18 protein-coding genes and 1 pseudogene are annotated in these 23,311 nt (G+C 70.8%); 9 read left to right on the top strand and 10 right to left on the bottom strand.

Annotated features, from left to right (window positions below; genetic code table 11):
• Both HMPREF3165_RS12145 and gdhA read right to left on the bottom strand, forming a co-directional pair.
• Window positions 1–2,257: bifunctional metallophosphatase/5'-nucleotidase (locus HMPREF3165_RS12145; protein WP_070513888.1), on the bottom strand; the 2,257-nt coding region annotated here is incomplete at its 3' end.
• Window positions 2,258–2,588: 331 nt separating this feature from the next.
• Window positions 2,589–3,926, bottom strand: a complete 1,338-nt coding sequence (gdhA, locus tag HMPREF3165_RS12140; RefSeq protein ID WP_070513886.1) for an NADP-specific glutamate dehydrogenase — start codon at window positions 3,924–3,926, stop codon at window positions 2,589–2,591.
• A 187-nt stretch (window positions 3,927–4,113) separates the two neighbouring features.
• On the opposite strand from gdhA, the gene HMPREF3165_RS12135 reads away from it, so the two are divergent.
• Window positions 4,114–4,947: a class I SAM-dependent methyltransferase gene (locus HMPREF3165_RS12135; protein ID WP_070513884.1), complete on the top strand. Its 834-nt coding sequence runs from the start codon at window positions 4,114–4,116 to the stop codon at window positions 4,945–4,947.
• A 36-nt stretch (window positions 4,948–4,983) separates the two neighbouring features.
• Here HMPREF3165_RS12135 and HMPREF3165_RS12130 read toward each other — a convergent pair whose 3' ends face one another.
• Window positions 4,984–5,997 (bottom strand): TIGR01777 family oxidoreductase, encoded by a 1,014-nt coding sequence (locus tag HMPREF3165_RS12130; protein ID WP_070513882.1) that lies wholly within the window; start codon window positions 5,995–5,997, stop codon window positions 4,984–4,986.
• 173 nt (window positions 5,998–6,170) lie between these two features.
• On the opposite strand from HMPREF3165_RS12130, the gene HMPREF3165_RS12125 reads away from it, so the two are divergent.
• Window positions 6,171–7,172 carry a hypothetical protein gene (locus HMPREF3165_RS12125; protein ID WP_070513880.1) on the top strand — a complete coding sequence of 334 codons (1,002 nt, stop codon included), beginning with the start codon at window positions 6,171–6,173 and terminating at the stop codon, window positions 7,170–7,172.
• 6 nt (window positions 7,173–7,178) lie between these two features.
• Here HMPREF3165_RS12125 and HMPREF3165_RS12120 read toward each other — a convergent pair whose 3' ends face one another.
• From HMPREF3165_RS12120 to HMPREF3165_RS12110, 3 genes are all read right to left on the bottom strand, one after another.
• A complete protein-coding gene (locus HMPREF3165_RS12120; protein ID WP_003787666.1) occupies window positions 7,179–7,916 on the bottom strand; it encodes a CDP-alcohol phosphatidyltransferase family protein in 738 nt (245 codons plus the stop codon).
• A 196-nt stretch (window positions 7,917–8,112) separates the two neighbouring features.
• The gene (locus HMPREF3165_RS12115; protein ID WP_070513877.1) at window positions 8,113–12,120 is read right to left on the bottom strand and encodes a WD40 domain-containing protein; all 4,008 of its coding nucleotides are present in this window, start codon (window positions 12,118–12,120) and stop codon (window positions 8,113–8,115) included.
• Window positions 12,121–12,771: 651 nt separating this feature from the next.
• Window positions 12,772–13,164, bottom strand: a complete 393-nt coding sequence (locus HMPREF3165_RS12110; RefSeq protein WP_070513875.1) for a VOC family protein — start codon at window positions 13,162–13,164, stop codon at window positions 12,772–12,774.
• A gap of 55 nt (window positions 13,165–13,219) precedes the next feature.
• On the opposite strand from HMPREF3165_RS12110, the gene HMPREF3165_RS12105 reads away from it, so the two are divergent.
• Window positions 13,220–13,696, top strand: a complete 477-nt coding sequence (locus HMPREF3165_RS12105) for a hypothetical protein (protein WP_070513873.1) — start codon at window positions 13,220–13,222, stop codon at window positions 13,694–13,696.
• Window positions 13,697–13,884: 188 nt separating this feature from the next.
• Here HMPREF3165_RS12105 and purL read toward each other — a convergent pair whose 3' ends face one another.
• On the bottom strand, window positions 13,885–16,245 hold the full coding sequence (purL, locus tag HMPREF3165_RS12100; protein ID WP_070513871.1) for a phosphoribosylformylglycinamidine synthase subunit PurL: 2,361 nt from the start codon (window positions 16,243–16,245) through the stop codon (window positions 13,885–13,887).
• 227 nt (window positions 16,246–16,472) lie between these two features.
• On the opposite strand from purL, the gene HMPREF3165_RS12095 reads away from it, so the two are divergent.
• The 6 genes from HMPREF3165_RS12095 to HMPREF3165_RS12070 all read left to right on the top strand — a co-directional run bounded on the left by HMPREF3165_RS12095 (window position 16,473) and on the right by HMPREF3165_RS12070 (window position 20,468).
• Window positions 16,473–17,885: a glycosyltransferase gene (locus tag HMPREF3165_RS12095; protein ID WP_070513869.1), complete on the top strand. Its 1,413-nt coding sequence runs from the start codon at window positions 16,473–16,475 to the stop codon at window positions 17,883–17,885.
• A 365-nt stretch (window positions 17,886–18,250) separates the two neighbouring features.
• Window positions 18,251–18,586: an ArsR/SmtB family transcription factor gene (locus HMPREF3165_RS12090; protein WP_009405462.1), complete on the top strand. Its 336-nt coding sequence runs from the start codon at window positions 18,251–18,253 to the stop codon at window positions 18,584–18,586.
• Entirely contained in the window at window positions 18,579–19,013 is a 435-nt protein-coding gene (locus HMPREF3165_RS12085; RefSeq protein WP_070513867.1) for an SRPBCC family protein, read from the top strand. The genes HMPREF3165_RS12090 and HMPREF3165_RS12085 overlap by 8 nt, the downstream gene beginning before the upstream one ends.
• 21 nt (window positions 19,014–19,034) lie before the next feature.
• Window positions 19,035–19,406 carry a TfoX/Sxy family protein gene (locus tag HMPREF3165_RS12080; protein WP_070513865.1) on the top strand — a complete coding sequence of 124 codons (372 nt, stop codon included), beginning with the start codon at window positions 19,035–19,037 and terminating at the stop codon, window positions 19,404–19,406.
• Window positions 19,403–20,077, top strand: a complete 675-nt coding sequence (locus HMPREF3165_RS12075) for a DUF2461 domain-containing protein (RefSeq protein WP_070513863.1) — start codon at window positions 19,403–19,405, stop codon at window positions 20,075–20,077. The genes HMPREF3165_RS12080 and HMPREF3165_RS12075 overlap by 4 nt, the downstream gene beginning before the upstream one ends.
• 10 nt (window positions 20,078–20,087) lie before the next feature.
• A complete protein-coding gene (locus HMPREF3165_RS12070; RefSeq protein WP_070513861.1) occupies window positions 20,088–20,468 on the top strand; it encodes a nuclear transport factor 2 family protein in 381 nt (126 codons plus the stop codon).
• Between the two features lie 576 nt (window positions 20,469–21,044).
• Here HMPREF3165_RS12070 and purQ read toward each other — a convergent pair.
• From purQ to HMPREF3165_RS13975, 3 genes and pseudogenes are all read right to left on the bottom strand, one after another.
• A complete protein-coding gene (gene purQ / locus HMPREF3165_RS12065; protein ID WP_070513859.1) occupies window positions 21,045–21,767 on the bottom strand; it encodes a phosphoribosylformylglycinamidine synthase subunit PurQ in 723 nt (240 codons plus the stop codon).
• A 3-nt stretch (window positions 21,768–21,770) separates the two neighbouring features.
• Window positions 21,771–22,025 carry a phosphoribosylformylglycinamidine synthase subunit PurS gene (purS, locus tag HMPREF3165_RS12060; RefSeq protein WP_003787688.1) on the bottom strand — a complete coding sequence of 85 codons (255 nt, stop codon included), beginning with the start codon at window positions 22,023–22,025 and terminating at the stop codon, window positions 21,771–21,773.
• 87 nt (window positions 22,026–22,112) lie between these two features.
• Window positions 22,113–23,311: pseudogene (locus HMPREF3165_RS13975) on the bottom strand (hypothetical protein); the annotation flags it as partial.

Genomic DNA, 23,311 nt, shown 5'->3' with positions numbered 1-23,311 from the left:
GAGCGGCGGTGGATGCGGGCTGCGCGCCGCTCCCCGCAGACGGCTCGGTGCCGCCGCCCGCGGAGGCCTCAGCAGCACCGGGGCCGCCCTGTGGGGTGGATGCCGCCTTGCCGCCGGCCCCGTCCGCCGCAGCGTCAGCGCTCGTCGCCGTGCTGTCTCCCGAGTCCACTCCGGGGTCGGCCGCATCCTCATCCTCGATCTCGACCGAGAAGCGATTGAGAACCGTACCGGCGGCGTCGAGGGTCTCGACGGAGGCCCAGCGGCAGGTGGTGGCCTGGACCGTGCGGCAGGCGCGCGTGGGGGCGTCGGCCGGGAAGGTGAGGTTGAAGTCGACACGCCCGGTGGTCGGGCCGGTGGGGTTGACGGTGAGGTCGAGGTCCTTGGTGAGGATCTCCTTATCCCCCGCGCTGACGCGCACACGCCGGGCGCCGGCGGCCTGCTCGGTGGGGTTGGTGTAGGCCAGGGAGTCCAGGGTCACGGAGACCGTGTCGGTGCTGCGCGCACCGCCTGAGCTGACGTACACGGGCCCCACGGTCATCGCGGTCTGCCGCTTGGAGTAGTCGGCTGTGACGGGCTTGTCGCCGAAGGAGGCCAGGTAGGCGGAGGTGACGTCGCGGTCGAGGACGCCGGTGTTGGTCACGGGCTTGTCCTTCAGGACGGTGTAGCCGTCGCCTCCTGCCAGCAGGAAGGAGTTGGAGGCGACGACGACGCTGTCGCCGTCGGCCAGCGGCTTGCCGTCGACGAGGATCTCGCGGATCGCGGGGGCGGCTCCGGCCTCGTCCCCGTATGCGGGATCGGTGGTGGCCTCGGTGAGGACGTCGACGTTCCTGGACAGCCCCAGGGTGAGCACGGGGCGGCTGGAGCCGGGCTGCCACTGTTGGGACAGCAGAGCCTTGAGCTCGGCGCCGGTGAGGGTCGTGTAGGCCATCTCGTTGCCGAAGGGCTGGACGGTGTAGGCCTCCCCCGAGGTCAGGACCCCATCGCCCTCCGAGCCGGAGGCGGCGTAGAGCAGGTCGGCGCGCACGCCACCGGGGTTCATGATGCCCACGTAGCGGGTGGAGCCGGTCGGCTGGATGTCGGTGGCGAGCCAGCTGCGGAAGGACTCGGCGATGAGGTTGGAGGCAGTGGATTCAGTGCCGCGGTTGGCGCCGGGGCCGGAGCCGTCCGAGCCGCGCAGGAAGTCCGAGCCGATCTTGGCCAGCGGCTTGCCGCCCTCGGCGGCGGAGTCCTTCTCCGCCTGGGACACGATTCCGGCGACGCCGTAGGCATCGGTGGTGCAGCTCGAGCTGCGCAGGTCCTTGTTGTCGGCGCTGACCACTGAGGTCTTCCGGCTGGCGGGGTCGTAGCTCAGGCGGATGCGTCCCAGCGCCCAGCCGTAGTGGTCGGCCTGGACGACGGCGATCTGGTTGCCCTCGGCGCCGGTGACGGTCTTGGCGAAGGGCACGTGGGTGTGCCCGGAGAAGACGGCGTCGACGTTCTTGGAGAAGCTCGTGGCCGTGGAGGCCGCGTCCTCATGGCTGAGCACGACGACGACGTCGGCCTCACCGTTGGCGGGGTCGCCGTCCTTGAGCTCGGCGGCACGGGCGTTGGCGGTGACGACCGCCGGACTCAGGGTGAGAGTGGACAGGGCCGAGGGCGACACGAGGGTGGGAAGCTCATCGGTGACGACACCGACGAAGCCGACGCGCACACCGCCGACTTCCTTGATGAAGGTTCCCTTGCCGCCGCCCTCGGCGCTCAAGGGAGTCGAGCCGGAGACGTTGGCGGCCAGGATCGGGAAGTTCGAGGCGGGCAGGATGCGCGTCTCCAGGTCGGTCAGGCCCTGGTCGAGCTCGTGGTTGCCCAGGGCGGAGACATCCAGGGACATCGCGTTGAGCGCCTCCATGGTGGGGCGGTCCTGGAGGATGGAGGAGACGTAGGCCGATCCACCCACGGAGTCTCCGGCGGAGACGAACAGCGTGTTGGGGTTGGCGGCGCGGGCGGAAGAGACCTCGCAGGCCAGCGTGACAGCACCGGGGTCCTCGACGGATGTCTGCCCGGTACCGCTGTCCGTCTGAGTGGTCCGGGAGATGTGGCCGTGCAGGTCGGTGATGCCCAGCAGGTCAATGGTGGTGGCGCCGGCGGCCGGAGGGGCAGCCGGGGCGGCCGGCTCGTCAGCACCGGCAGGAGGGCTGAGCGGGAAGGGACTGAGGGCTGTCAGAGTCAGCGCGCACATGACGGCGCTGACCCTGACGGCCCGCGTGGGGCGCAGTCGCATGTCGTTCCTTATCAGGCGGAGGGATGGTGACCCGGGAGAAGATGAGGAGAGGAACATGGGTCACCGTATGCGCCCCGGCGATACGGGGCATTATTCTTCACGGCACTCACTGACGTTCATCAGACAGCGCTCGTGCCCACCTCTCCCGGGTGTCCGTCAGCGCCGTCGGGACCTGCCTCCACGGCGGGAGCGCAGCGAGGAACGAGCCCCGCGGGTGGCTGCCAAGAGCACCGACCCCACCCCTTCCACAACACAGCGACGGCGTCCGCCGCCTCGTTCTCAGAGGCGACGGACGCCGTCGCTGTGGGCGCGAGCCCGGATCAGCCAGGTATCAGACGATGCCGTGGGCGATCATGACGTCGGCAACGCGGGTGAAACCGGCCGCGTTGGCGCCGAGCACGTAGTCGCCGGGGCGGCCGTACTCCTCGGCCGCGGCGACGCAGGAGTCGTGGATGTCGGCCATGATGCCGGTCAGCTTGGCCTCGGCGGTGGCGAAGTCCCAGCGGGTGCGGCCGGCGTTCTGCTCCATCTCGAGGGCGGAGGTCGCCACGCCACCGGCGTTGGCGGCCTTACCGGGGCCGAAGAGGATGCCGGCCTTCTGGAAGGCCTCCACGGCCTCCGGGGTGGAGGGCATGTTGGCGCCCTCGGAGACCACGCCGCAGCCGCCCCGCAGCAGGGTGTTCGCGGCGTCGCCGTCGAGCTCGTTCTGGGTGGCGCAGGGCAGGGCGACGTCACCGGGGACGTCCCACACCGAGCCGCCGGTCACGAGGCGGGCGCCGGGGCGGCGCTCGACGTAGTCGGCCACGCGGCCGCGCTCGACCTCCTTGACCTGCTTGAGCAGCTCGAGGTCCACCCCGGCCTCGTCGACGACGTAGCCGGAGGAGTCGGAGAAGGTGATGGGGGTGGCGCCGAGCTGCTGGGCCTTCTCGATGGCGTAGATCGCCACGTTCCCGGCACCGGAGACGAGGACCTTCTTGCCCTCGAGGGACTCACCCTTGGTGGCGAGCATGGACTGGGCGAAGAGCACGGTGCCGTAGCCGGTGGCCTCGGTGCGCACGAGGGAGCCACCCCAGGCCAGGCCCTTGCCGGTGAGGACACCGGCGTCGTAGGAGTTCCGCAGGCGCTTGTACTGGCCGAACATGTAGCCGATCTCGCGGCCGCCCACGCCGATGTCGCCGGCGGGCACGTCGGTGGAGGGGCCGATGTGGCGGGCCAGCTCAGTCATGAAGGACTGGCAGAAGCGCATGACCTCGGCGTCGGAGCGGCCGTGCGGGTCGAAGTCGGAGCCGCCCTTGCCGCCGCCGATGCCCTGGGCGGTCAGGGCGTTCTTGAAGATCTGCTCGAAGCCGAGGAACTTGATGATGCCGGCGTTGACCGAGGGGTGGAAGCGCAGGCCGCCCTTGTAGGGGCCCAGCGCGGAGTTGAACTCGATGCGGAAGCCGCGGTTGACGTGGACCTGGCCGGCGTCGTCGACCCACGGGACCCGGAACATGATCTGGCGCTCGGGCTCGACGATGCGTTCCAGGAGGGCGCCGTCGGCGTAGTGGGGGTGCTTGGCGATGACCGGATCGAGGGACTCGAGCACCTCGTGGACGGCCTGATGGAACTCGACCTCTCCACGGTTGCGAGCCACAACCTGCTCATAGACCTTTTCGACAACGTCCTGCATGGGGGACTCCTTCGCCTAGCGGAATAAGCTCAGCACCTGGCTGGTCGCCGCGGCGCCGCGAAAAGACTTCCACCGAGACGTTCACTGAGACGAAACATCTCGCGATCCGGAGGAAACATAGCCGTCGCAAAGGCCGCATTCCGGACGTTTGCGCAACACAGATCACATTCCTGGAGGATCTGGAGGCATGAGTAGTGAACAGCTTTCAGACGGTTCCGTCGAGACGGCCCGCTACACCCACGGTCACAGTGCGGCGGTGCTCAGCGCGCACGCGCGGCGCGGCGCGGCGGACTCGGCCGCCTACCTGCTTGCCCACCTGCGTGCGGGAATGGACCTGCTCGACGTCGGCTGCGGGCCGGCGTCCATCACCGCGGATCTCGCTGAACGCGTCGCCCCGGGGCGGGTCGTCGCCCTCGATGCCACGGCCGGCGCCCTGGAGGCGGCTCGGGCGACGCTTCGCGACCGGGGGCTGTGCGAGCAGGTGGAGGTGACCCGCGGGGACGTCATGGCCCTGCCCTTCGAGGACGCCTCCTTCGACGTCGTCCACGCCCACCAGGTCCTTCAGCACCTCGCGGACCCGGTGGGCGCCCTGGCCGAGATGCGCCGCCTCACCCGCCCCGGCGGGATCGTGGCCGTGCGCGACGCCGTCTACTCCGCCATGACCTGGTTCCCCGAGCCCGCGGGCATGGAGCAGTGGCGCTCGGTCTACATGGCCACTGCCCGAGCCAACGGCGGCGAGCCCGATGCCGGCAGCCGGCTACTGTCCTGGGCCCGGGCGGCGGGTTTCGCCGACGCGAGCGCCTCGGCCTCCACCTGGTGCTACGCCACGCCCGCCGATCGGGCCTGGCAGTCGCAGACCTGGGCGCAGCGGTGCCTGACCTCCTTCGGTCCGCGGGCCGTCGAGCTGGGACTGGCAGACGGGGCCGACCTGGAGGCGATGGCCCAGGCGTGGCGGCAGTGGGGAGACAGCGAGGACGCCTGGTTCGTCGTCGTGCACGGTGAGGTCCTGGCCCGCGTCTGAGGGCGGTGCACGGGATCGACCGGCACCGGGCGGGCCTCAGGTGCCCAGTGCCCAGATGGAGGCCGCGTCCGGCGCGGTGAAGCGGAATCCGGAGGCGAGCAGCGCCTGAGGCACTGCGCGCTGGGAGGCACCGAGCAGCTCGGCGAGCATGCCGCCGATGCTTCCAGCACCCCCGGCCGCCCCGGCCCTGCCCGCCCGGTCCAGCAGGAGCTGGGGCACCACCGCCACCGAGGGCAGGCCGCCGGCGCGCGACAGCAGCCGGTGGAGGTCGCGGTTGCGCGCCGGCTCGGGCGCGGTCAGGTTGACCGGCCCGTGGACGTCGTCGTGCTCGATGGCCCACAGGAGCCCGGCCGCGGCATCCTCCAGGGCGATCCACGGCTGCCACTGGTCACCGCGGCCCAGCCGAGCCCCCGCCCCGACCCGGTAGGCGGCGCCGAGGATCCTCCCCAGCCCGCCCGAGGAGCTGACCACCAGGCCCGTGCGGGACTGGACCGTGCGCAGACCGGCTCTCGCCGCCGGGCCCGCAACGGACTCCCAACGCCGGCACAGCTCGGACAGGAATCCCTCACCCGGGCCGCTGGCCTCGGTGAGGATCTCCTCGCCCCGGTCCCCGTAGAAGCCGGTGGCCGATCCGCTCAACAGGACCTCGGGCCGCCCGGCCGGGGGCAGGCCCGCGGCGACCCGGGCGATGAGGGCGGTGGTGGACAGGCGCGAGGCCGCCAGCTCGCGACGGCGCGCCGGCGTCCAGGGGCGCGGCGCGATCGGGGCGCCCGACAGGCAGACCACGGCCCTGGCGCCCTCCAGGGCGCTGGGCGGTAGGAGGCGCTCGGCGGGTGCCCACCAGGCGTGCTCCCTGCCGGAGTCATCGACCTCGATGCCCTCCCGCGGCGCCTGGCCCGCTGCGCTGCGGTGGAGGATCCGGATCCTCCAGCCGCTGTCCCGGGCCTGGTCCGCCAGGCGGGATCCGATGAGGCCCGCTCCGGCCACGACGAGCAACCCCGGGTCGCCGCGCCGGCTGGACCGCCCTGAGGGGGTGGCGTGAGTACTCATGAACTCACCCTAGGCGCTCGGCCGCCCCACGGGCCCCGGCCCCGGCCGCACCCCTACCGACGGGCGCGAGGGGGAGGCGGTTTCCGCTCTCCTCTGGCCAGGAGTGAGCCGTATCGGTCCACAGGATGCACAGGATGCACACAACGGGCACCCACTCCTTTAGGCTCTTCCCAATGCCCGAACACACCCCCGCTTCCCGCTCCTCCGTGATGGATCTGATGGCTCTGCGCTCCGTCACGGAGCTTCCCGTCACCCGGCGCCATGTCCTGGACCCCGAGGTCCTGCGGACGGTGGCGGCCGTCGACAGGGTCGGCGACCTGACGCGCTTCAACGTCGCTGAGGTGCCCGAGCTGGCCCAGTTCTCCGCCCCTGAGGAGCTGCTGGCGCCCGACGAGCGCGGCTGGGCCCTGGGGCACGCCCTGTCCCTGGCCGTGGAGCACGGGCAGCGCCTGTGGCTGAGCGAGGTTCCCACGCAACGGCTGGGGCTGCTGCGGAGCGTCCTGGGCGAGCACCTCGTCCACATCGCCTCCCTAGAAACACCCGACGGCGCCGAGACACCGCGGACCGACGGGGCCGGTCAGGGCGAGGGCAGCGTCGTCGTCGCCGTGAGCCCGCGCCGGCTCCTGGACGAGTGGGCCACCGGGACGCCTGCGCAGATCCGCTACCTGCGCACTGTGCTGGAGGGGACGGACCCGCTGCGCGTCTCCCAGCACACCCTGGCCGCCCTGCAGGAGGCGAAGGTGGACCTGGTGCCGCGCGCCGGCATCGTCCGCCTGCTGCACAACCCCCGCTTCCTGGCCTACGCGACGGTGTTCATCTACTCCTCGCTGCGGGCGCTCCCGGCCGTCTACGCCCCCGGCTTCCGCGGCAACCCCTGGGTGCTGTGGGCCATCGACATCATCACCGCGGTGCCCTACACGTGGGGGATCATCGCCATGGTGGCGGGTAAGCGGCGCCGCATCCGCTTCGCCGGGTTCCTCGTCACCCTCATCACCTTCGTGGCGCCCTACGTGTACTTCTTCCTGGCGGGCGACGACGGGCACGGCAACCAGTACCCCGGCTGGGTCATCATGGTGGTCATCGGCCTGGTGCTGGCCACCTTCCTGCTGGAGGGCGGCCGCTGGCTGCGTGACGTGGTGGTCGCCCGGGGGCTGCGCGCCCCCGGGGACGGTTAGTCCGGCCTACGCCGCTGCCGCAGTCGATTCCTCCCCGCGGATCGAGCGCAGCACCCCGGCGAGCAGGAACCATCCGCCCGAGACGATGAGGACGGCGACCGCGCTGAGCGGCCGGTGGGGGTAGATCGCCACCAGCCAGCAGGTGGCCAGGAACCATACGGCCACCGCACCGATGTTGAGGGCGCGGAAGCGCTTGACGCGGGCCGGGTGCGCGTAATGCGTGGGCACCAGGGTCAGCACCACGAAGATGAGGGTGACGATGATGTTGAAGACCGCCGGGGTCTGAAGCACGTAGAACATGAGGGCCACGATGTTCCAGGCGGCCGGGAAGCCCACGAAGTAGTAGTCGGTGGACTTCCACTGCTTGTTGGCGTAGCAGAACATCGACGAGCTCAGGACGAGGGCCATGAGCAGGCCCGCAAGCGGCCTGGGGCCCATTGGCAGGGCCACGTACATGAAGACTGCCGGGATGAAGGTCCAGGTGAGGTAGTCGACGACGATGTCGACGATGCCGCCGTCGAACCAGGGGATGATCTCGGAGACCCGGGCGCGCCGGGCCAGGGTGCCGTCGACGCCGTCGACGACGAGGGCGACGAGCAGCCAGACCCACATCCACGTGAACTCCCGGCGGGGGTGGATGGTGGCGAGCATGGCCAGGCTGGCCCACACCAGTCCGGACATGGTCAAGATGTGCACTGCCCAGGCGGCGACACGGGCCCGTGCCGGGTACTGCGCCGTCGACACAGACGTCCCCTCTCGGTGGATAACACTGACGGCCGGAAGTCTATGCGGTTCACAGCCCCGGCACCTATCCGCCGGCGGGAGCTCCCGAGCGATCCCCGTCTCCCTCGGACCGCTCGAGAAGCGAGTGCGCCCCCGTACCTGCCGGACGGGGGCGCACTCGATGTGCCGGGCGCCGGGGAGGCGCGCGGGAGATGACTCACATGCTCACGTTGCGGAAGTCGAAGGGGTAGATCCCCATGGGGTTCCAGTGGGCGATGAGGCGCGCACCGCAGGGCCGATCGTGGGCCCACAGCTCGCTGCTGATGACGACGCCGCCGCCCTCCAGCTCGCTGAGGTCGAGGCGGTGGTGGCCGTCCACGTAGTCGTCGGCCTGCTCAAGGGGGTAGAGGGTCAGGTCCGACGCGGGGCTCGACAGGCCCGCCAGCTGCTCATCGAGGCCGGCCAGGTCGTTGCCGGCCATGCCGTAGCGACTCGCCAGCTCGTTGACGTCACGGCGCGCGATGGCGGCGACGAACTCCTGGACCTCGGTGTAGATCCGCTGGCGCAGGTCCGCACTCCCCCAGGGCGCCGGGGTCGGCTCAGTCGGCTCGGCCGCCTCAGCGGGCTCGGCCGGCTCCTCCTCGGCGCTCGGCCGGTCCTCAGCGGCAACCTCGGCCTGCGCGGTCTGAGCGGCCTCAGTCTCCGCGGGCTCGAGCGGCCTGTCCGAGTTCCCCTGGCCCTGCGGATACTCGGCCGGGGCCTGCTCAGCCTGGACCTCCGGCACCACGTGGTCCTCGGGCTCGCCCTCAGGCGTTGAGGCGGTCGGCGCGGAGGTGGCCTCAGCGCCGGAGGGCACTGGCACCTCGGGGGCCGCCGCGTCGGCCACATCGGTAGCCTCGGCGACGTCGGTGACGTCCACAGGGCCGGCAGCGCGCGCCGTCTCAGCGGTGTCCGCGACGGGCGGCACCGTCGTCTCGACGGGGGCAACGACCTCGGGGGCCTGCTTCGGCGCCGGCCCACCGGCCTCCTCGGAGAGGTCGAGGGTGACCTCATCGCCCTCGTGGCCGGCGGCGTCGGCCGGGGTCAGGGAGAGCTCGAGCTGGTCGGGGGCGACAGTCTCACCGGTGGGCGCGGCCACAGGCTCACCACCGGCATGCTCGACGGCGGGGATCGCCACCGGCTCATAGGCGGACTCGGCCGTGCCGGAGGACTGGGCCACCTCGGTCGGCAGAGCCAGCTCAGGCTCGGCAGGCACGGCCGCTTCAGCGCCGTCGTCGACGACGTGCTCCGAGGCGGCGTCGGCCGGGGTCTGAGCCGTGGCGGCGGCGTGCCGGGCCCGGCGCGCGTTGTCAGCGGGCTCCGTGACGGGAGCCGGGACGGCGAGCGCGTCGGCACCGACCTCAGCGTCGACCTCCTGGCTGGCCTCTGAGGTGCTCAGCACGGGCTGCGCCTCGGACTGCTGCTCCTTCTCGGGAGCGGTCAGGCTCTGCGGCATCTCAACCATCGCAGGCGGCGTCACGGCCGGGGCGCTCACCTCACCGTCCACGAGGCCCTGGTCCACGGGGAAGGGCTGGACAAGGAGGGTCTCCCCCGTCGGAGCGGCGACCGGTTCGGTCTCGGCCGGCGCGACCGGCTGCCCGAGGGCATCGGGGGCCTCAGGGGTCTCAGCGGCCTCGGCCGGCGTGTGAGCGGTCTCCGCCGCGTGCCGGGCCTGGTGAGCCGCGGCCGGATCCACCGCCTCGGGGGCGGGGGCCGGTGCGGGGTTCTCGGAGTCCTCGACCTCGGTGGAGCCGGACTCCTCGACCTGCGGGTCCTGCGCCTGGGCGGGAGCCTCCTCGATGAGGGGATCACCAGCGGGGGCCGACGGCTCCGAGATCTGGGCAGCGGCGTCCGCCTGGGCGGGGGCGTCCTCAGGGGACTGGGAAGCGACGGGCTGCTCGACGTCGGCACCGGACTGGGCCGGGGCCGGCTCGGTCTCCTGCTGCGCGGGTGCAGCGAAGACGGAGGGGGCAGCGGCGGGCTCGGCGAGCGGGTCGACCTCCGGCGCCTCGGAGGGCTCGGTGTTCTCGGGAGCCGGAGACTCCTCGGGAACCTGGGGCTCCTCAACCGGCTCGGGCGCCGTCGGGTCCTCGTCAGCGGCCTCGGCCGGGGACGGCTCCGCGACGGCCTCGGGCAACGGGTCGTGGTTGAGGAACTGGCGCCGTTCCACGCCCACGCGAGTGAGCTGGCCGGCGAGGATCTCGGGGCGGCCGAGGTAGTCCCAAACCTCCCCGGGGCCCGAGCGCAGGCTCAGGGAGGGGGCGTCGAGGATGGCGACCCCGCCGTCGGGCAGGAAGCACAGGAACAGCCCGGTCATCTCGCCGGTGGTGGCGTCCCACAGGCGCACGGTGCCGTCCTCGGAGCCGGTGAGAATCCGGGTACCGTCGGGGCTCCACTGCGCGTCGGTGACGCCGAAACGGTGGCCTGCCAGGGACAGGACGACCTTGCCGGAGACCTCGTCCCATACGCGCACGACGCCGTCGTCGAAGCCGGCCAGCACCTTGGTGCCGTCGGGGCTCCAGGCGTAGGAGCGGACCATGGCGGCGGCGTCGCGCAGCGTCACGAGCTCACCGGAGGTGATGACGTCCCAGACGTGGGCGGCGCCGTCGGCGCTGCCGGTGACGACGCGCGGGCCCCCTTGAGTCCACACGACGTCGCGCACCCAGTTGCCGGTGTAGGTGTGGATGACCTCGCCGGTGGCGGCGTCCCAGATGCGGGCTGTCCCGTCCTGGGAGCCGGTCAGGGCGCGCTGGCCGTTGGGGCTCCAGGCGACCGAGGTAATCATGTCGCTGTGGCCCTCGAGGGTCAGGAGGCGCTCACCGCGGGCGGCGTCCCAGATCGCGGCGCGGTCGTCCCCCAGTCCGGTGAGGATGCGCTCGCTGTCCGGGCTCCAGGCGATGTCGTTGACGTCGTCCTCCCCGGCGGTCAGGGCCTGGACGACGTCGCCGGTGGAGGCATCCAGGATGAGGACGCGGGGCGAGAGGTAGGAGGAGGTGGCTAGGCGGGTGCCGTCCGGGCTCCAGACGACCTCGCTCAGCTCCCGGGCGCCGTTGTCGACGGTGAGGCGCGGCTGACCGGTGGTGGCGTCCCAGACGCGGTTGCCACCGATCTTGGCGCCGATGCTGAGCCTGGTGCCGTCGGGGCTCCAGGAGACGGTCTCCACGGAGTTACCGGCCCCCAGGACGAGCTGGGTCTGGCCGGTGGCGGCGTCCCAGACGCGCACGGTGTCATCGTGCGAGCCGGTGGCCACACGGGTCGAGTCCGGGCTCCAGGCCAGGGCGCAGGCCCACTGGTTGTGGCCGCGCAGACTGAGCAGCTCCTCGCCGGTGGCGGCGTCCCAGATGTGGGCGGTGGTGCCGGAGATGTCGTCGGTGATGATGCGGCTGCCGTCGGGGCTCCAGGAGACGACGCTGACCCAACGGCGCTCACGGCCGTGAAGGCTGAGGACCTCCTCGCCGGTGGCGGCGTCCCAGACCCGGGGCTCGGCCGAGTCGAAGGCAGTGATGATGCGACGCGAGTCCGGGCTCCATGACAGGCCGGTCATCGGCTCGATCGGGCCGACGTGGGTCGGCCTGCCGTCGGGGCCCATGGTGGCGCCGCGTCCCACGAAGGCCATGGGGCCCACGCGCAGCAGCTCGGTGCCGGTGGTGACGTCCCAGACCCGGGCGGTGCCGTCGTCGGAGGCGGTGGCCACGCGGGTCCCGTCCGGGCTCCACGACACCGCAGTGAGGTGCTCGGTGTGCCCTGACAGGGTGCGCACCACCTGGCCGCTGGAGGCGTCCCAGATGCGGGCCGAGGCGTCGTCGAAGCTGGTGAGGATGCGGGTGGAGTCGGGGCTCCAGGCCACCGCCCCGCCCACGCCGGAGCCGCCGACTCCCAGGGTCAGCAGGTCCGCGCCGGTGGTCGCGTCCCAGACACGCACGCTGTGGTCCTCCGCCGCAGTGAGGAGTCGCGTGCCATCGGGGCTCCAGGCCACCGCGCTGATGGACAGGCTGGGGCCGGCCAGCGCGAACAGCTCGGTGCCACGGTTCGCGTCCCAGACGCGGGCCGTGCCGTCGTGCGATCCGGACAGGAGCCGCGTGCCATCCGGGCTCCAGGCCACACCCCACAGCGCGTCGAAGTGGCCGGCATACAGTGACACCTCACGAGGGTCGATCGTCGTCGAGGTCTCTGAAGGCACAGTCATGGTTGAAGTCTAGAGATCTCTGCGAGGTATCTGCGGCATCTTGAGCCGATTGCGAGCAGTTACCTGAGTGATATCTGGCAAATCCGGGGCGGAGAGGGCGCCACGCCGGGTGCGCGACACGCTGAGAGGCTGCCTTCCGCACCACGGCGCCCCGTTCGGGCGGGCGCGGGAGGGCATTGGACCATCGGCCGAGACCGGATCGCCCACCACGTCGATATCTTCCTGAGACTCCCGGGGAATTGGCGGGAATTGTCGCCGGGGCGGCCTCAATGTCAATTCAAGCGCCGCGTGAGCCCAACACCGCCGCCTCACCGCAGCGTCGTCATCTGCCCATCACGCCCAGGCCTCCGGGCCCTCTCCACCTCTCCGCCGAGCCCTGTCACCTCCCTGGCGAACAGCCGCCTTCCCTCCGCCACATCTCAGAGCGTCGCCCCCTCTCCACCATCTCCGGACCTGCCAGCAACACTGACGGGGACATTCCACGCGGTCGGGTGCGTGTCCTTCCGGCCGGGGCCATCCTGCGCGTTCGGGGACAGGATTCCGGTCCCCGACGGCGTCGAATGTCCCCGGCCGTAGAGAAATGTCCCCGGCTGTAGAGGAATGTCCCCAACGGCGGGCTCACGCAGCAGAGGTGAGGCACGCAGGCGACGCTCAGTCGCCGGCGCCGTGGAAGACGGCCTCGAGGTTGTTGCCGTCGGGGTCGAGGACGAAGGCCCCGTAATAGCCGGGGTGGTAGTGCGGGCGCTCGCCGGGACCTCCGTTGTCGGTGCCTCCCGCCGCGAGGGCCGCCTCGTGGAAGGCGACCACCTGCGCCGTCGACGACGCCGTGACGGCGATGTGGCACGGAGTCGGGTTCTCCGCCGGGGCCAGCCACAGGTCCGCGTGGACCGGGGCGCCCTCCTCCGCGCCGGGCGTCGGCCCGCCCAGTCCGGTGACGGGCCCGAACTCCATGACGACGCGGTAGCCCAGCGGCGCGAGGGCCGCCTCATAGAAGGCCTTCGAGGCCGCCGGATCACTGACACTCACAGAGGCATGATCGATCATGCCTCCAGGCTACCTACTGGTTGATACACGGCGGGCGCATTGACAGGCTCCAGCCATGACATCTTCCGCAGCCCCCTCCTCACGCCCCACACGATCAGCCGACATCGAGTCCATCATCACCATCATCGCTTGGGGCGCCCAGGTGGTGAGCGTCATCGTGTCCAACCACGTCCTCGACGCCTCCACGCTCGTGCCGCCGAGTTTCACGGACAGCTCGTCACCCGACGTTAGCCTCAATCTCGTCAGTCTCGTGCGGACGATGAACGGCGTCATCCTGATTCTGGCCGTCATCGGCTTCATCACCGCGTTCTACGTCGTCGCGGCCGACAACAAGATGGGCGGGGCAGTCCTTAGCGTGGCACTGGCCGGCATCTCCCTGTCCGTCTCACTGACCATCGGTTGCCTCGTCACGGCAGAGGCGTCCAACCCGAGCGCCTGGATCTACCTCGTGAACGTCCTACCGGCCGTGGTACTGCTTGTTTCCGCAGCGATAATCCACCGTCACACGTCGATACCTGAGGTGGCGCAGTAAGGAGGCACGTCGCCGGCGCAGCAGGGCGGACCGACGGGGACATTCCACGCAGCCGGGTGCGCGTCCTTCCGGCCGGGGCCATCCTGCGCGTCCGGGGACAGGATTCCGGTCCCCGACGGCGTCGAACGTCCCCGGCCGCACGGGAACGTCCCCGGCCGTAGAGAAATGTCCCCGTCGGCGAGTGCGACTCAGAACAGCGCCGGCAGGACGCCCTCGACGTCGGCCCCGAGCTCGGCCAGGTCCAGGACGAGGGGACGCCCGGCACCGCCGTCGGAGAGCAGGTCACTGCCGGCCACAACGAGCAGGTCACCGCCGGTGGTCCCCAAACGCGCCACGGCGACGTCCTCAGCCTCAGCGGCCGCGGTGACGGCGGGCACGAGCTCCTCGCGCACGGCAACGATCACGCGGGCCCCGGACTCGGAGAACAGGGCGGTGAAGTCGTCCACACCCTCCTCCTGGATGGCGGTCAGGTCCACGCTGGCGCCGACGCCGCAGCGCAGGCAGGAGTCCACGAGGGTCTGGATGAGGCCGCCGGTCGAGCAGTCGTGGGCGGCACGCACCAGCGGCTCGCCGCCGGGGCCCTCCGCCTCGCTCAGGGCCAGCAGCACCCGCCCGAGCGCCATCTCCGCCTCGAGGTCGACGCGCGGGGGCAGCCCGCCGAGGTGGTCGTGGACCACGCGGGACCAGGCCGAGCCGTCGAGCTCGTCGGCGGTGGTGCCCAGGGCCATGATGGCCAGGCCCTCCTCGTGCCAGCCCGAGGGGTTGGCACGGCGCACATCGTCCATGACGCCCAGGACACCGACGACGGGCGTGGGGTTGATCGAGGAGTCGATCTGTCCCTTGACCTTGCCGTGGGAGTTGTAGAGGGAGACGTTGCCGCCGGTGACCGGCACCCCCATGACGGCGCAGGCGTCGGCCAGGCCGGTGATGGCCTCGACGAGCTGCCACATGGCGTCGGGGTCCTCCGGCGAGCCAAAGTTGAGGCAGTCGGTGACGGCCAGGGGCCGGGCGCCCACGGTGCACACGTTGCGGTAGGACTCGGCCAGGGCCTGGGCGGCGCCGGTGGCGGGGTCGAGCTTGGTGAAGCGGCCGTTGGCGTCGGTGGAGATGGCCACGCCGCGGCCAGTGGCCTCGTCGACACGGATGACGCCGGCGTCGTCGGGCTGGCACAGGGCGGTGTCGCCGCGCACGAAGCGGTCGTACTGGTCGGTGACCCAGGCGGTGGAGGCCTGGTTGGGGCTGGTGACGACGGCGCGCACCTGCTCGGCGAGCTCGGTGGCGGACTCGGGGCGGGCCAGGCGCTCGGTCGTGTCGGCGTTGAGCGTGTCCTGCCAGGCGGGGCGGGCGTAGGGGCGCTCGTAGGTGGGGCCCTCGTGGGCCACGGTGCGCGGGTCGACGTCGACGATCCGCTCCCCGAAGTGGTCGATGGTCAGGCGGCCCGAGCCGTTGACCTCCCCGATGACGGCGGCCTCGACGTCCCACTTGTCGATGACGGCCATGAACTCCTCGAGCTTGTCGGGCGCGACGACGGCCATCATGCGCTCCTGGGACTCGCTCATGAGGATCTCCCCGGCGGTCAGGGTGGGGTCGCGCAGCAGCACCTTCTCCAGGTCCACGTGCATGCCGCCGTCGCCGTTGGAGGCGAGCTCGGAGGTGGCGCAGGAGATGCCGGCGGCGCCCAGGTCCTGGATGCCGAGCACGAGCCCGGCGCCGAACAGGTCCAGGCAGCACTCGATGAGGACCTTCTCCATGAAGGGGTCGCCCACCTGGACGCTGGGGCGCTTGGCGGGCATGCCGTCCTCGAAGGACTCCGAGGCCAGGATGGAGGCCCCGCCGATGCCGTCCCCGCCGGTGCGGGCCCCGAAGAGCACCACCTTGTTGCCGGCGCCGGTGGCGTTGGCCAGGTGGATGTCCTCGTGGCGCAGCACGCCCACGCACAGGGCGTTGACCAGCGGGTTCTCCTGGTAGGAGGAGTCAAACTCGGTCTCGCCGCCGATGTTGGGCAGCCCCAGGGAGTTGCCGTAGGTGCCCACGCCGGCCACGACGCCGTGGACGACGCGCGCGGTGTCGGGGTGGTCGACGGCGCCGAAGCGCAGCTGGTCCATGACGGCCACGGGCCGCGCGCCCATGGAGATGATGTCGCGCACGATGCCGCCCACTCCGGTGGCGGCCCCCTGGTAGGGCTCGACGTAGCTGGGGTGGTTGTGGGACTCGACCTTGTAGGTCACAGCCCAGCCGTCACCGATGTCGACGACACCGGCGTTCTCCCCCATGCCGACCAGGAGGTGCTCGCGCATCTCGGGGGTGGTCTTGGCGCCGAACTGGCGCAGGTGGATCTTGGAGGACTTGTAGGAGCAGTGCTCGGACCACATGACCGAGTACATGGCCAGCTCGGCGTTGGTGGGGCGGCGCCCCAGCAGCTCGCGGATGGACTCGTACTCGTCGGCCTTGAGGCCCAGTTCCTTCCAGGGCATCTCCCTGTCGGGCGTCGCGGCGGCGTCGGCGACGGTGTCGGGGTGGGCGGCGGGGATCATGGGCTCGGACGCCATGGGGGCTCCTGGTTGACGAGGGAGTGCGGCCGAGCCAAGCCTACCCACGCCCACGGAACCTCACACCACCACCCACGCGGGACCGCGCCCCGCACACCCCGAGCACCCCACGCGAGCCCGATCGGCGCTCTGCGGAATCCAGCCAGAAGAATGCCGAAACAGCAACAAGACGCCACGCCCAAGCCCAAAGTGCTGCGCCTCACAAGATTTCGGGGGAAGATCATGGCATGAGAGACATCGACGTCGCCCCGCTGCCCCTGTCGCACTTGGAGAGCCACCTGGACGAGGTGGCCATCAAGCGACTGCACACCAGCCTGACCGGGGCCGAGGCCCTGCTGGAGGGGCGCACCGTGTGGACGGTCACGCCGTCGGCAGCCGCCGGCTCAGGGCCGGCGGAAACGGTCGCCCCCCTCGTGGGCTACTCCCTGGGCGCCGGCCTTAACGTGCGCTGGCTGACCCTGGACGCCCCCGAGGAGTTCACCCGGATCGCGGCCCGCCTGCACGCCGGCATCCACGGGGACCACGGCGACGGCGGCAAGCTCGGGGACAAGCAGCGCGACATCTACGAGCACGTCCTGGCCTCCAACGCGGAGAACATCGTCGAGGAGGTCCGCCCCGACGACGTCGTCATCCTTCACGACCCACCCACGGCAGGCCTGGCCAAGGCCCTCAAGGCCGCGGGCGCCACGGTCATCTGGCGCTGCCACGCCGGGGCCGAGGGCGCGGGTGAGGCCGCCGACTACGCCTGGGCCTTCCTGGACCGTTACCTGGAGGACGTGGACCTCGTCATCGTCTCCCGCCCCGAGTACCGCCCGCCCTACATCGAGGCCGAGCGCTGCGCGGTCCTGGCTCCCTCCATCGACGCCGACTCCCCCAAGAACCGGGTCCTGGACCTGGACGAGGCCTGGTCGGTGGCGCGCCTGTCCGGGATCTTCGCCGGCGAGCCGCCCTTCGAGGCGGTGCCCTTCATGCGTCACGACGGGCGCGCCGACGCCTTCCGCGGCCTGGCCGATGACCCGGTCCTGGCCGGTGGTCAGGTGCCGCTGGGTGCCCGGGTCGTCACCCAGGTCAACCGCTGGGACCGTCTCAAGGGCGGCCTGGAGCTGGTGGAGGCCTTCGCCGAGAACATCGCCGTGCTGCCCGAGGATGCCCACCTGCTGCTGGTCGGCCCGACCCCGGATGGGCCCGAGTCGCAGGCCACCCTCACCCAGATCGTGGAGCGCTGCTCGGTGCTGCCGGAATCGGTCGCCTCGCGGATCCACGTGGCCGCCGTGAGCATGGAGGACCGGGAGGTCAACGCCACCGTCGTCAACGCCGTCCAGCGAGTCAGCTCGGTCGTCACCCAGCGCTCCCTCATTGAGGCCTTCGGACTGACCGTGGCCGAGGCGATGTGGAAGAAGGCCCCGGTAGTCGCCTCTGCAGTCGGCGGCATCCGCGACCAGATCGACGACGGCGTCGATGGCGTCCTGGTCGACCCGGCCGACGGCCTCGCCTGGGCGGAAGCCGTGCGCGACCTGCTGCTCTTCCCCGAGCGGGCCCAGGAGATGGGGCTGGCCGCCCACGAGTCCGTGCGCCGGGAGTTCCTGTCCAACCGGCACCTGCAGGACCTCCTGCAGATCGTGGCCGACCTGGTGGGCTGAGGAGTCGACGAGAAAGACGCCCCACAGGGGCGTCAGTGTCCATGGCGCTGACATTAACTCCGCACAGACGCCACGTGCCGCGGAACAACCGCAGAATTTCAACGATCTCCACTGGTCACTTCGGCAGCGATCTCGCTCATGTCAGCGCTGTGGACACCCGGCCGCCGGTCTGGTCGGCTCCCGGGACACAGGCGCGGAAGTCAGACGTCCTCACCCCGGCACTGGCAGCACCCCCCTGCCTGGACACTTCCAGCTCCCACACAGGACCCAGAGGTCATGCTTCGATGCCACCTCCAACATACAAGCACTCATGAGTACAAACATCCATTTGTGTTAGTGTGGGGACGTCAGCCGAGGAGGAGCGCGTGGGAGCACCAGAGACGATCGACGTCGACATGACGCTGCGAGCGCTGGCTGACGGCAACCGTCGGGCAATCCTGCGCGTCATCCGTTCAGGGCCGCAGCCGGTCGGCGCCGTCGCACAGGCAGTTGGACTGTCGCAGCAGACCGCCTCGCACCATCTCCGGACTCTTCAGAAAGCGGGACTGGCGACCGTCACCACCGATCACACGCGCCGCCTGTACGCACTCAACACGGACGGACTTGCAGCCGTGCGCTCTTACCTCGACGACTTCTGGCCCGAGAGGCTGACGGCCCTCAAGTCCGCCGTCGAGCAGCGAGAGGAGAAGCAGCATGGCTGAGTTTCAGGACTCCATCGAGATCGAGGCACCCCCGCAGGCGGTCTTCAAGTACCTCACCACCAACGAGGGCATGACGGCGTGGATGGGGCAGTACGCCGATCTCGACCCGACGCCGGGCGGACAGTTCGCGGTCGACATCGCCGGCTACCCCGTGCGGGGTGAGTACCTCGTGGTCGAGCCCTTCCAGCGCGTGGTGGTCTCGTGGGGATTCGCTGGCAGTGACGAGCTGCCCGCCGGAACCTCCAGGGTCGAGTTCATCCTGACGCCGATCACTGCCGGCACGCGCGTGGACTTGCGCCACCTCGACCTGCCGGAGCCCGCGGTTCCCGGGCACGTGCACGGCTGGGCCCACTTCATGCCCCGCCTCAAGGTCGCCGGTGCCGGCGGGGACGCCGGACCGGACCGCTGGCAGCCCTTGACCGACTGACCAACAACGGGAGACGAAGCGATGGCATCCATGACACCCGAGCAACACCACCTCGTTGAGCGCGTCCGCGCGCTGGTTGATGACGAACCGGATATGCGCGAGGTCTCCATGTTCGGAGGCCGAGCGATCATGGTCAACGACAAGATGATCGTCAGCGCCGGAAGGAGCGGTGACCTGCTGGTGCGCGTCGCCGCAGACCGCCACGAAACCCTCCTGAGAGAGCCGGGCGCCGAGCAGGCCCAGATGGGGGCCGGGCGAGTCATGGGACCCGGTTGGGTCACCGTCACTCCCGAGGCCATCGCCGACGACGACCGCCTCGCCTTCTGGGTTGACGTCGCGATGCGCCACAACCGCACCACCACCGGCGGGCAATCGGGAAGCGATGAATCATGAGCACCTTCCAAGGACTGCCGACAGCCCTATTCGAGTTCTTCGCCGATCTGGCACAGGACAACTCCAAGGACTTCTGGGACGCCAACAGGCAGCGTTGGCAGCGAGACGTGAAAGCCCCCATGAGTGCACTGGTTGACGAGCTTTCCGGAGAGTTCGGTCCTTTGCGCATGTTCCGCCCCAACCGTGACCTACGTTTTGCCCGAGACAAGGCCCCTTACAAGCTCTGGACAGGCGCTACCAGCACCCCTCAGGCCACTGGCGGAATCGGCTACTACCTCAGTGTGTCGACCACCGGTATCACCACCGGCTACGGAGCCATGCGGATGACCGCCGACCAACTTCGCCGCTTCAGGGACGCCATCGATGCCGACATCAGCGGAATCCGCTTCGAGAAGCTCACCCAAGAGCTCGCCGCCCAGGGGCTGCCCGTCTCACCCGGCGCCGACCAGCCATTGAGAAACGCACCGCGCGGCTGGTCGACCGACCACCCCCGCATCAACTTCCTCAGGTGGAAAGGGGCCGCGGTCGTTCAGGACTGGCCCACCGACACTTGGATGCACACTCCCCAGGTGCACGAGAGGATTCGAGACACCTGGGCCGCCATCGAGCCTCTCAGGGCATGGCTCGACGAGCACGTCACACAGCGACAACACCATGAACCGCCTCGTTGAGGAGCAGCACATGAGCACCGACAACAAGACCACATCCGACCATGCCTTACGCGTCGCCACCACCTATCACGAGGCATGGACCAGCGGCGACCTCGACAAGGCGATGAGCTTTATGGCCGACGACGTCGTCGTGCACGCACCAGGGAAAGAGATCAACGGCAAGGAGGAGTACCGAGCGTACCTAGGCGGGTTCATGGAGGTCATGGAAGGGTGCACGCCGCGCGCCGCCTTCGGTGATGACAGCACTGCTGTGCTCTACTACTTCCCCCACACCCCCTCAACCCGCTCCGCCCCAGTTGGAGAGTGCTTTCTCGTTGAGTCAGGGTTGATCAAGGAGAGCCATGTCGTTTTCGATCGACTGTCTTATGCCCCACCCACCGAGTCCCAGTAAATGACTCATACACAGCAGGCGAGTCGCACTCAGCGAGCGGGACTCACGCTTGCCGCACGCGCCTGCTCCTCGGGGCCGTCGACAGCCGCGCGTTGGCAAGCCGACCCAGAGGCTTCAGCACATCGCGGACGGAGTTATCCACAGGTCGTGTCCACAGGCTTGTGCATGGCTGTGGGGGTTTGTGGGATGTCGCCATTCCACCTGTGCACAACGCCCCCTCAGTACCACCGTCCCCGGGCGAGCGCCCCCTGCGGCAGTGCCCCGCATAGGCCGCCACGCACCTTGACATGACATCCCTGGACACCGAGTTTTGGCTGAAAATCCGGGATAATCATCCAATCAGTCGCGCCCGCCCTCTCGGTCATCCCGAGGCAGAGCCCCCGACAGCTGCCACAGCACATTCCTCATCGCCATGCAACTTGAGCGCGGTCACGACCAGGTCCGCCGAGCGAGGGGCGGCCCGGTTCTCTCCACAGTTCTGCACAGGCTCGAAGCGGATCTGTGGATAACGTGACGGGGAATGACTCGGCACCCACCTCTGACGGCTGTCAGGGGTGGGTGCCGGATACGGGGTCGTCAGACGGCCAGCAGCGAGTCGATGGCGGAGCGGAAGACTCCCAGACCGTCGGTCCCGGTGCGCGGGCCGGCCTGCGAGCCGGGACCGAAACCGGGCTCGACGGCGTGCTCGGGGTGGGGCATGAGTCCGACGACGTTGCCGCGCTCGTTGCGCACGCCGGCGATATCGCGGGCTGAGCCGTTGGGGTTGCCCACGTAGCGGAAGACGACGAGTCCCTCCCCCTCGAGGCGGTCGAGCTCCTCGGGAGAGGCGATGAAGTTGCCCTCGCCGTTCTTCATGGGAACGACGATCTCATCCCCGTCCGCGTACCGGTTGGTCCAGGCGGTCTGGGTGTTCTCCACGCGCAGGCGCTGCTCGACGCAGATGAAGCGCTGGTTCGCGTTGCGCAGGAGGGCGCCGGGCAGGAGGTGGGCCTCGGCGAGGATCTGAAAGCCGTTGCAGATGCCGAGGACCGGCATGCCGCGCTCGGCGGCGGCCACGACCTCCTCCATGACGGGGGCGAAGCGGGCGATGGCGCCGCAGCGCAGGTAGTCGCCGTAGGAGAAGCCTCCGGGTACGACGACGGCGTCGACCCCGCGCAGGTCGGCGTCCTTGTGCCACAGGCTCACTGGTTCGGCCCCGGCCAGGCGCACGGCGCGGGCGGCGTCGACGTCGTCGAGCGTCCCGGGGAAGGTGATGACGCCGATACGGGCGGCGGGGGAGCTGCTGAGCGACTCACTCACGGCTCAGGCCTCCTCGTCGGCGGCGACGGAGACGACGTCCTCAATGATCGGGTTGGACAGGAGGGTGTCGGCGGCCTCGCGGGCGGCGGCCAGGTGCTCCTCGGTGACGGGGCCGTCCACGGTCAGCTCGAAGCGACGGCCCTGCCGCACCCCGGTGAACTGCTCGAAGCCGAGGCGGGGAAGGCTTCCGACGACCGCCTTGCCCTGGGGGTCAAGAATCTCGGGCTTGGGCATGACCTCGACGACGATGCGTCCCATGGGTGCTCCTCGGATCAGGCGGGATGAGTGCGCAGCCCAAGACTACCCGTATGCAGCCCGGGACACTGCCTGCCGTCTCGACGTGGCTCAGACCTGGCCGAGCCACTCACCGGCCAGCCGGATCGCCACGACTCCGCCCAGGGTGAGGGCGACCGTGGCGATGAGCCAGGCGGAGCCCAGGATGAGGGCGACGACGGCGCAGACCACGGCGCTGGCGAGCATGAACCCGCCCACGGCGCCGGCGACACCGGCGGGGGCGTGGAGGGACTGGTCGACGGTGGAGGTACCCATGACCGGCGTGGGGCCGGAGTCCACGGTGGGGGCCGTCTCGTCGCCGCGCTCGGAGGTGCCCGGAAGGAGCGGTCCGCGAGCGCGGGCCACCAGCCGGGCGGGGTCGTGGACCTTGACGGACCCGGTGGTCAGGCCAGCGGCGGCGTCGAGCACGCCGGGCTTCCAACGCTCGGCCTCACGGCGCACGGGGGTGCCTCCGGCCCAGGCCAGGTACCCGGCGGCGGCCACCAGCCCGGCACCGCCGAGGACCGCGACGAGCCACGGCGGGATCCACGGGTGGCCGGCCTCGGCGTTGCGGGCCAGGTTCATGGCCGAGGCGGTGGCCAGGACCAGGCCGAGCAGGGCGAAGGCCACGCCGGCCAGGCGCTGGCGGCGCACGGCCGCCGGCCACGGGGAGCGGGTTCGGGCAGCGGCGCTCTTGGCGCTTCCGCGCCCCACGCCCCAGTCGGTGCCCGAGGAGGAGCGGCGGGGTCCGCGTCCCTTGGCGGGGCCGCGCCCCACCCCCCAGTCAGTGCCTCCCTGGGCTTTGATCTCCTCGGCGTCCAGGGCGTTGGTGGCCGCCTCCCAGGCGCTGGACTCGGCCAGGATGCCGGCGTCCTCCTCGGCCTCGGGCTGGGCCGCCGGGCTCGTGGACGCGGCGGGGGCGGTAGTGGCGTTGGTGGCGACACTGGGGCGCGTCTGGTAGCCGCGGCCGCGGGCGGAGGGGGCTGCTGAGGCACTGGGGGCCGAGGCGGCCGGTGCCGCTGGTGCAGGTGCGGCCGGTGCCGCGGTCGCCGACGGCGCAGCCGCCACAGAGGCCGCGGATGCAGCGGAGGCCGTGGAAACCGTGGAGGCTCCGCTGGGCACGGCCTCGGGCCTGCCCTGGGAGATGGTGAAGACGCGGGTGGTGGTGGCTCCCGTCTGGGGTGCGCTGCCGGGCCCGTCGACGGCGGTGGGTCGCACGACGGGTCGCGGTGAGCGGCCGTCGGCGCCGGCCGCGGCCCGCTGCTGAGGGG

This window comes from Actinomyces sp. HMSC08A09, assembly GCF_001807465.1.
GTDB lineage: Bacteria > Actinomycetota > Actinomycetes > Actinomycetales > Actinomycetaceae > Actinomyces > Actinomyces oris.
Note: the sequence above shows the minus strand (reverse complement) of the source record. Positions and strands in the feature narration are given on the sequence as shown.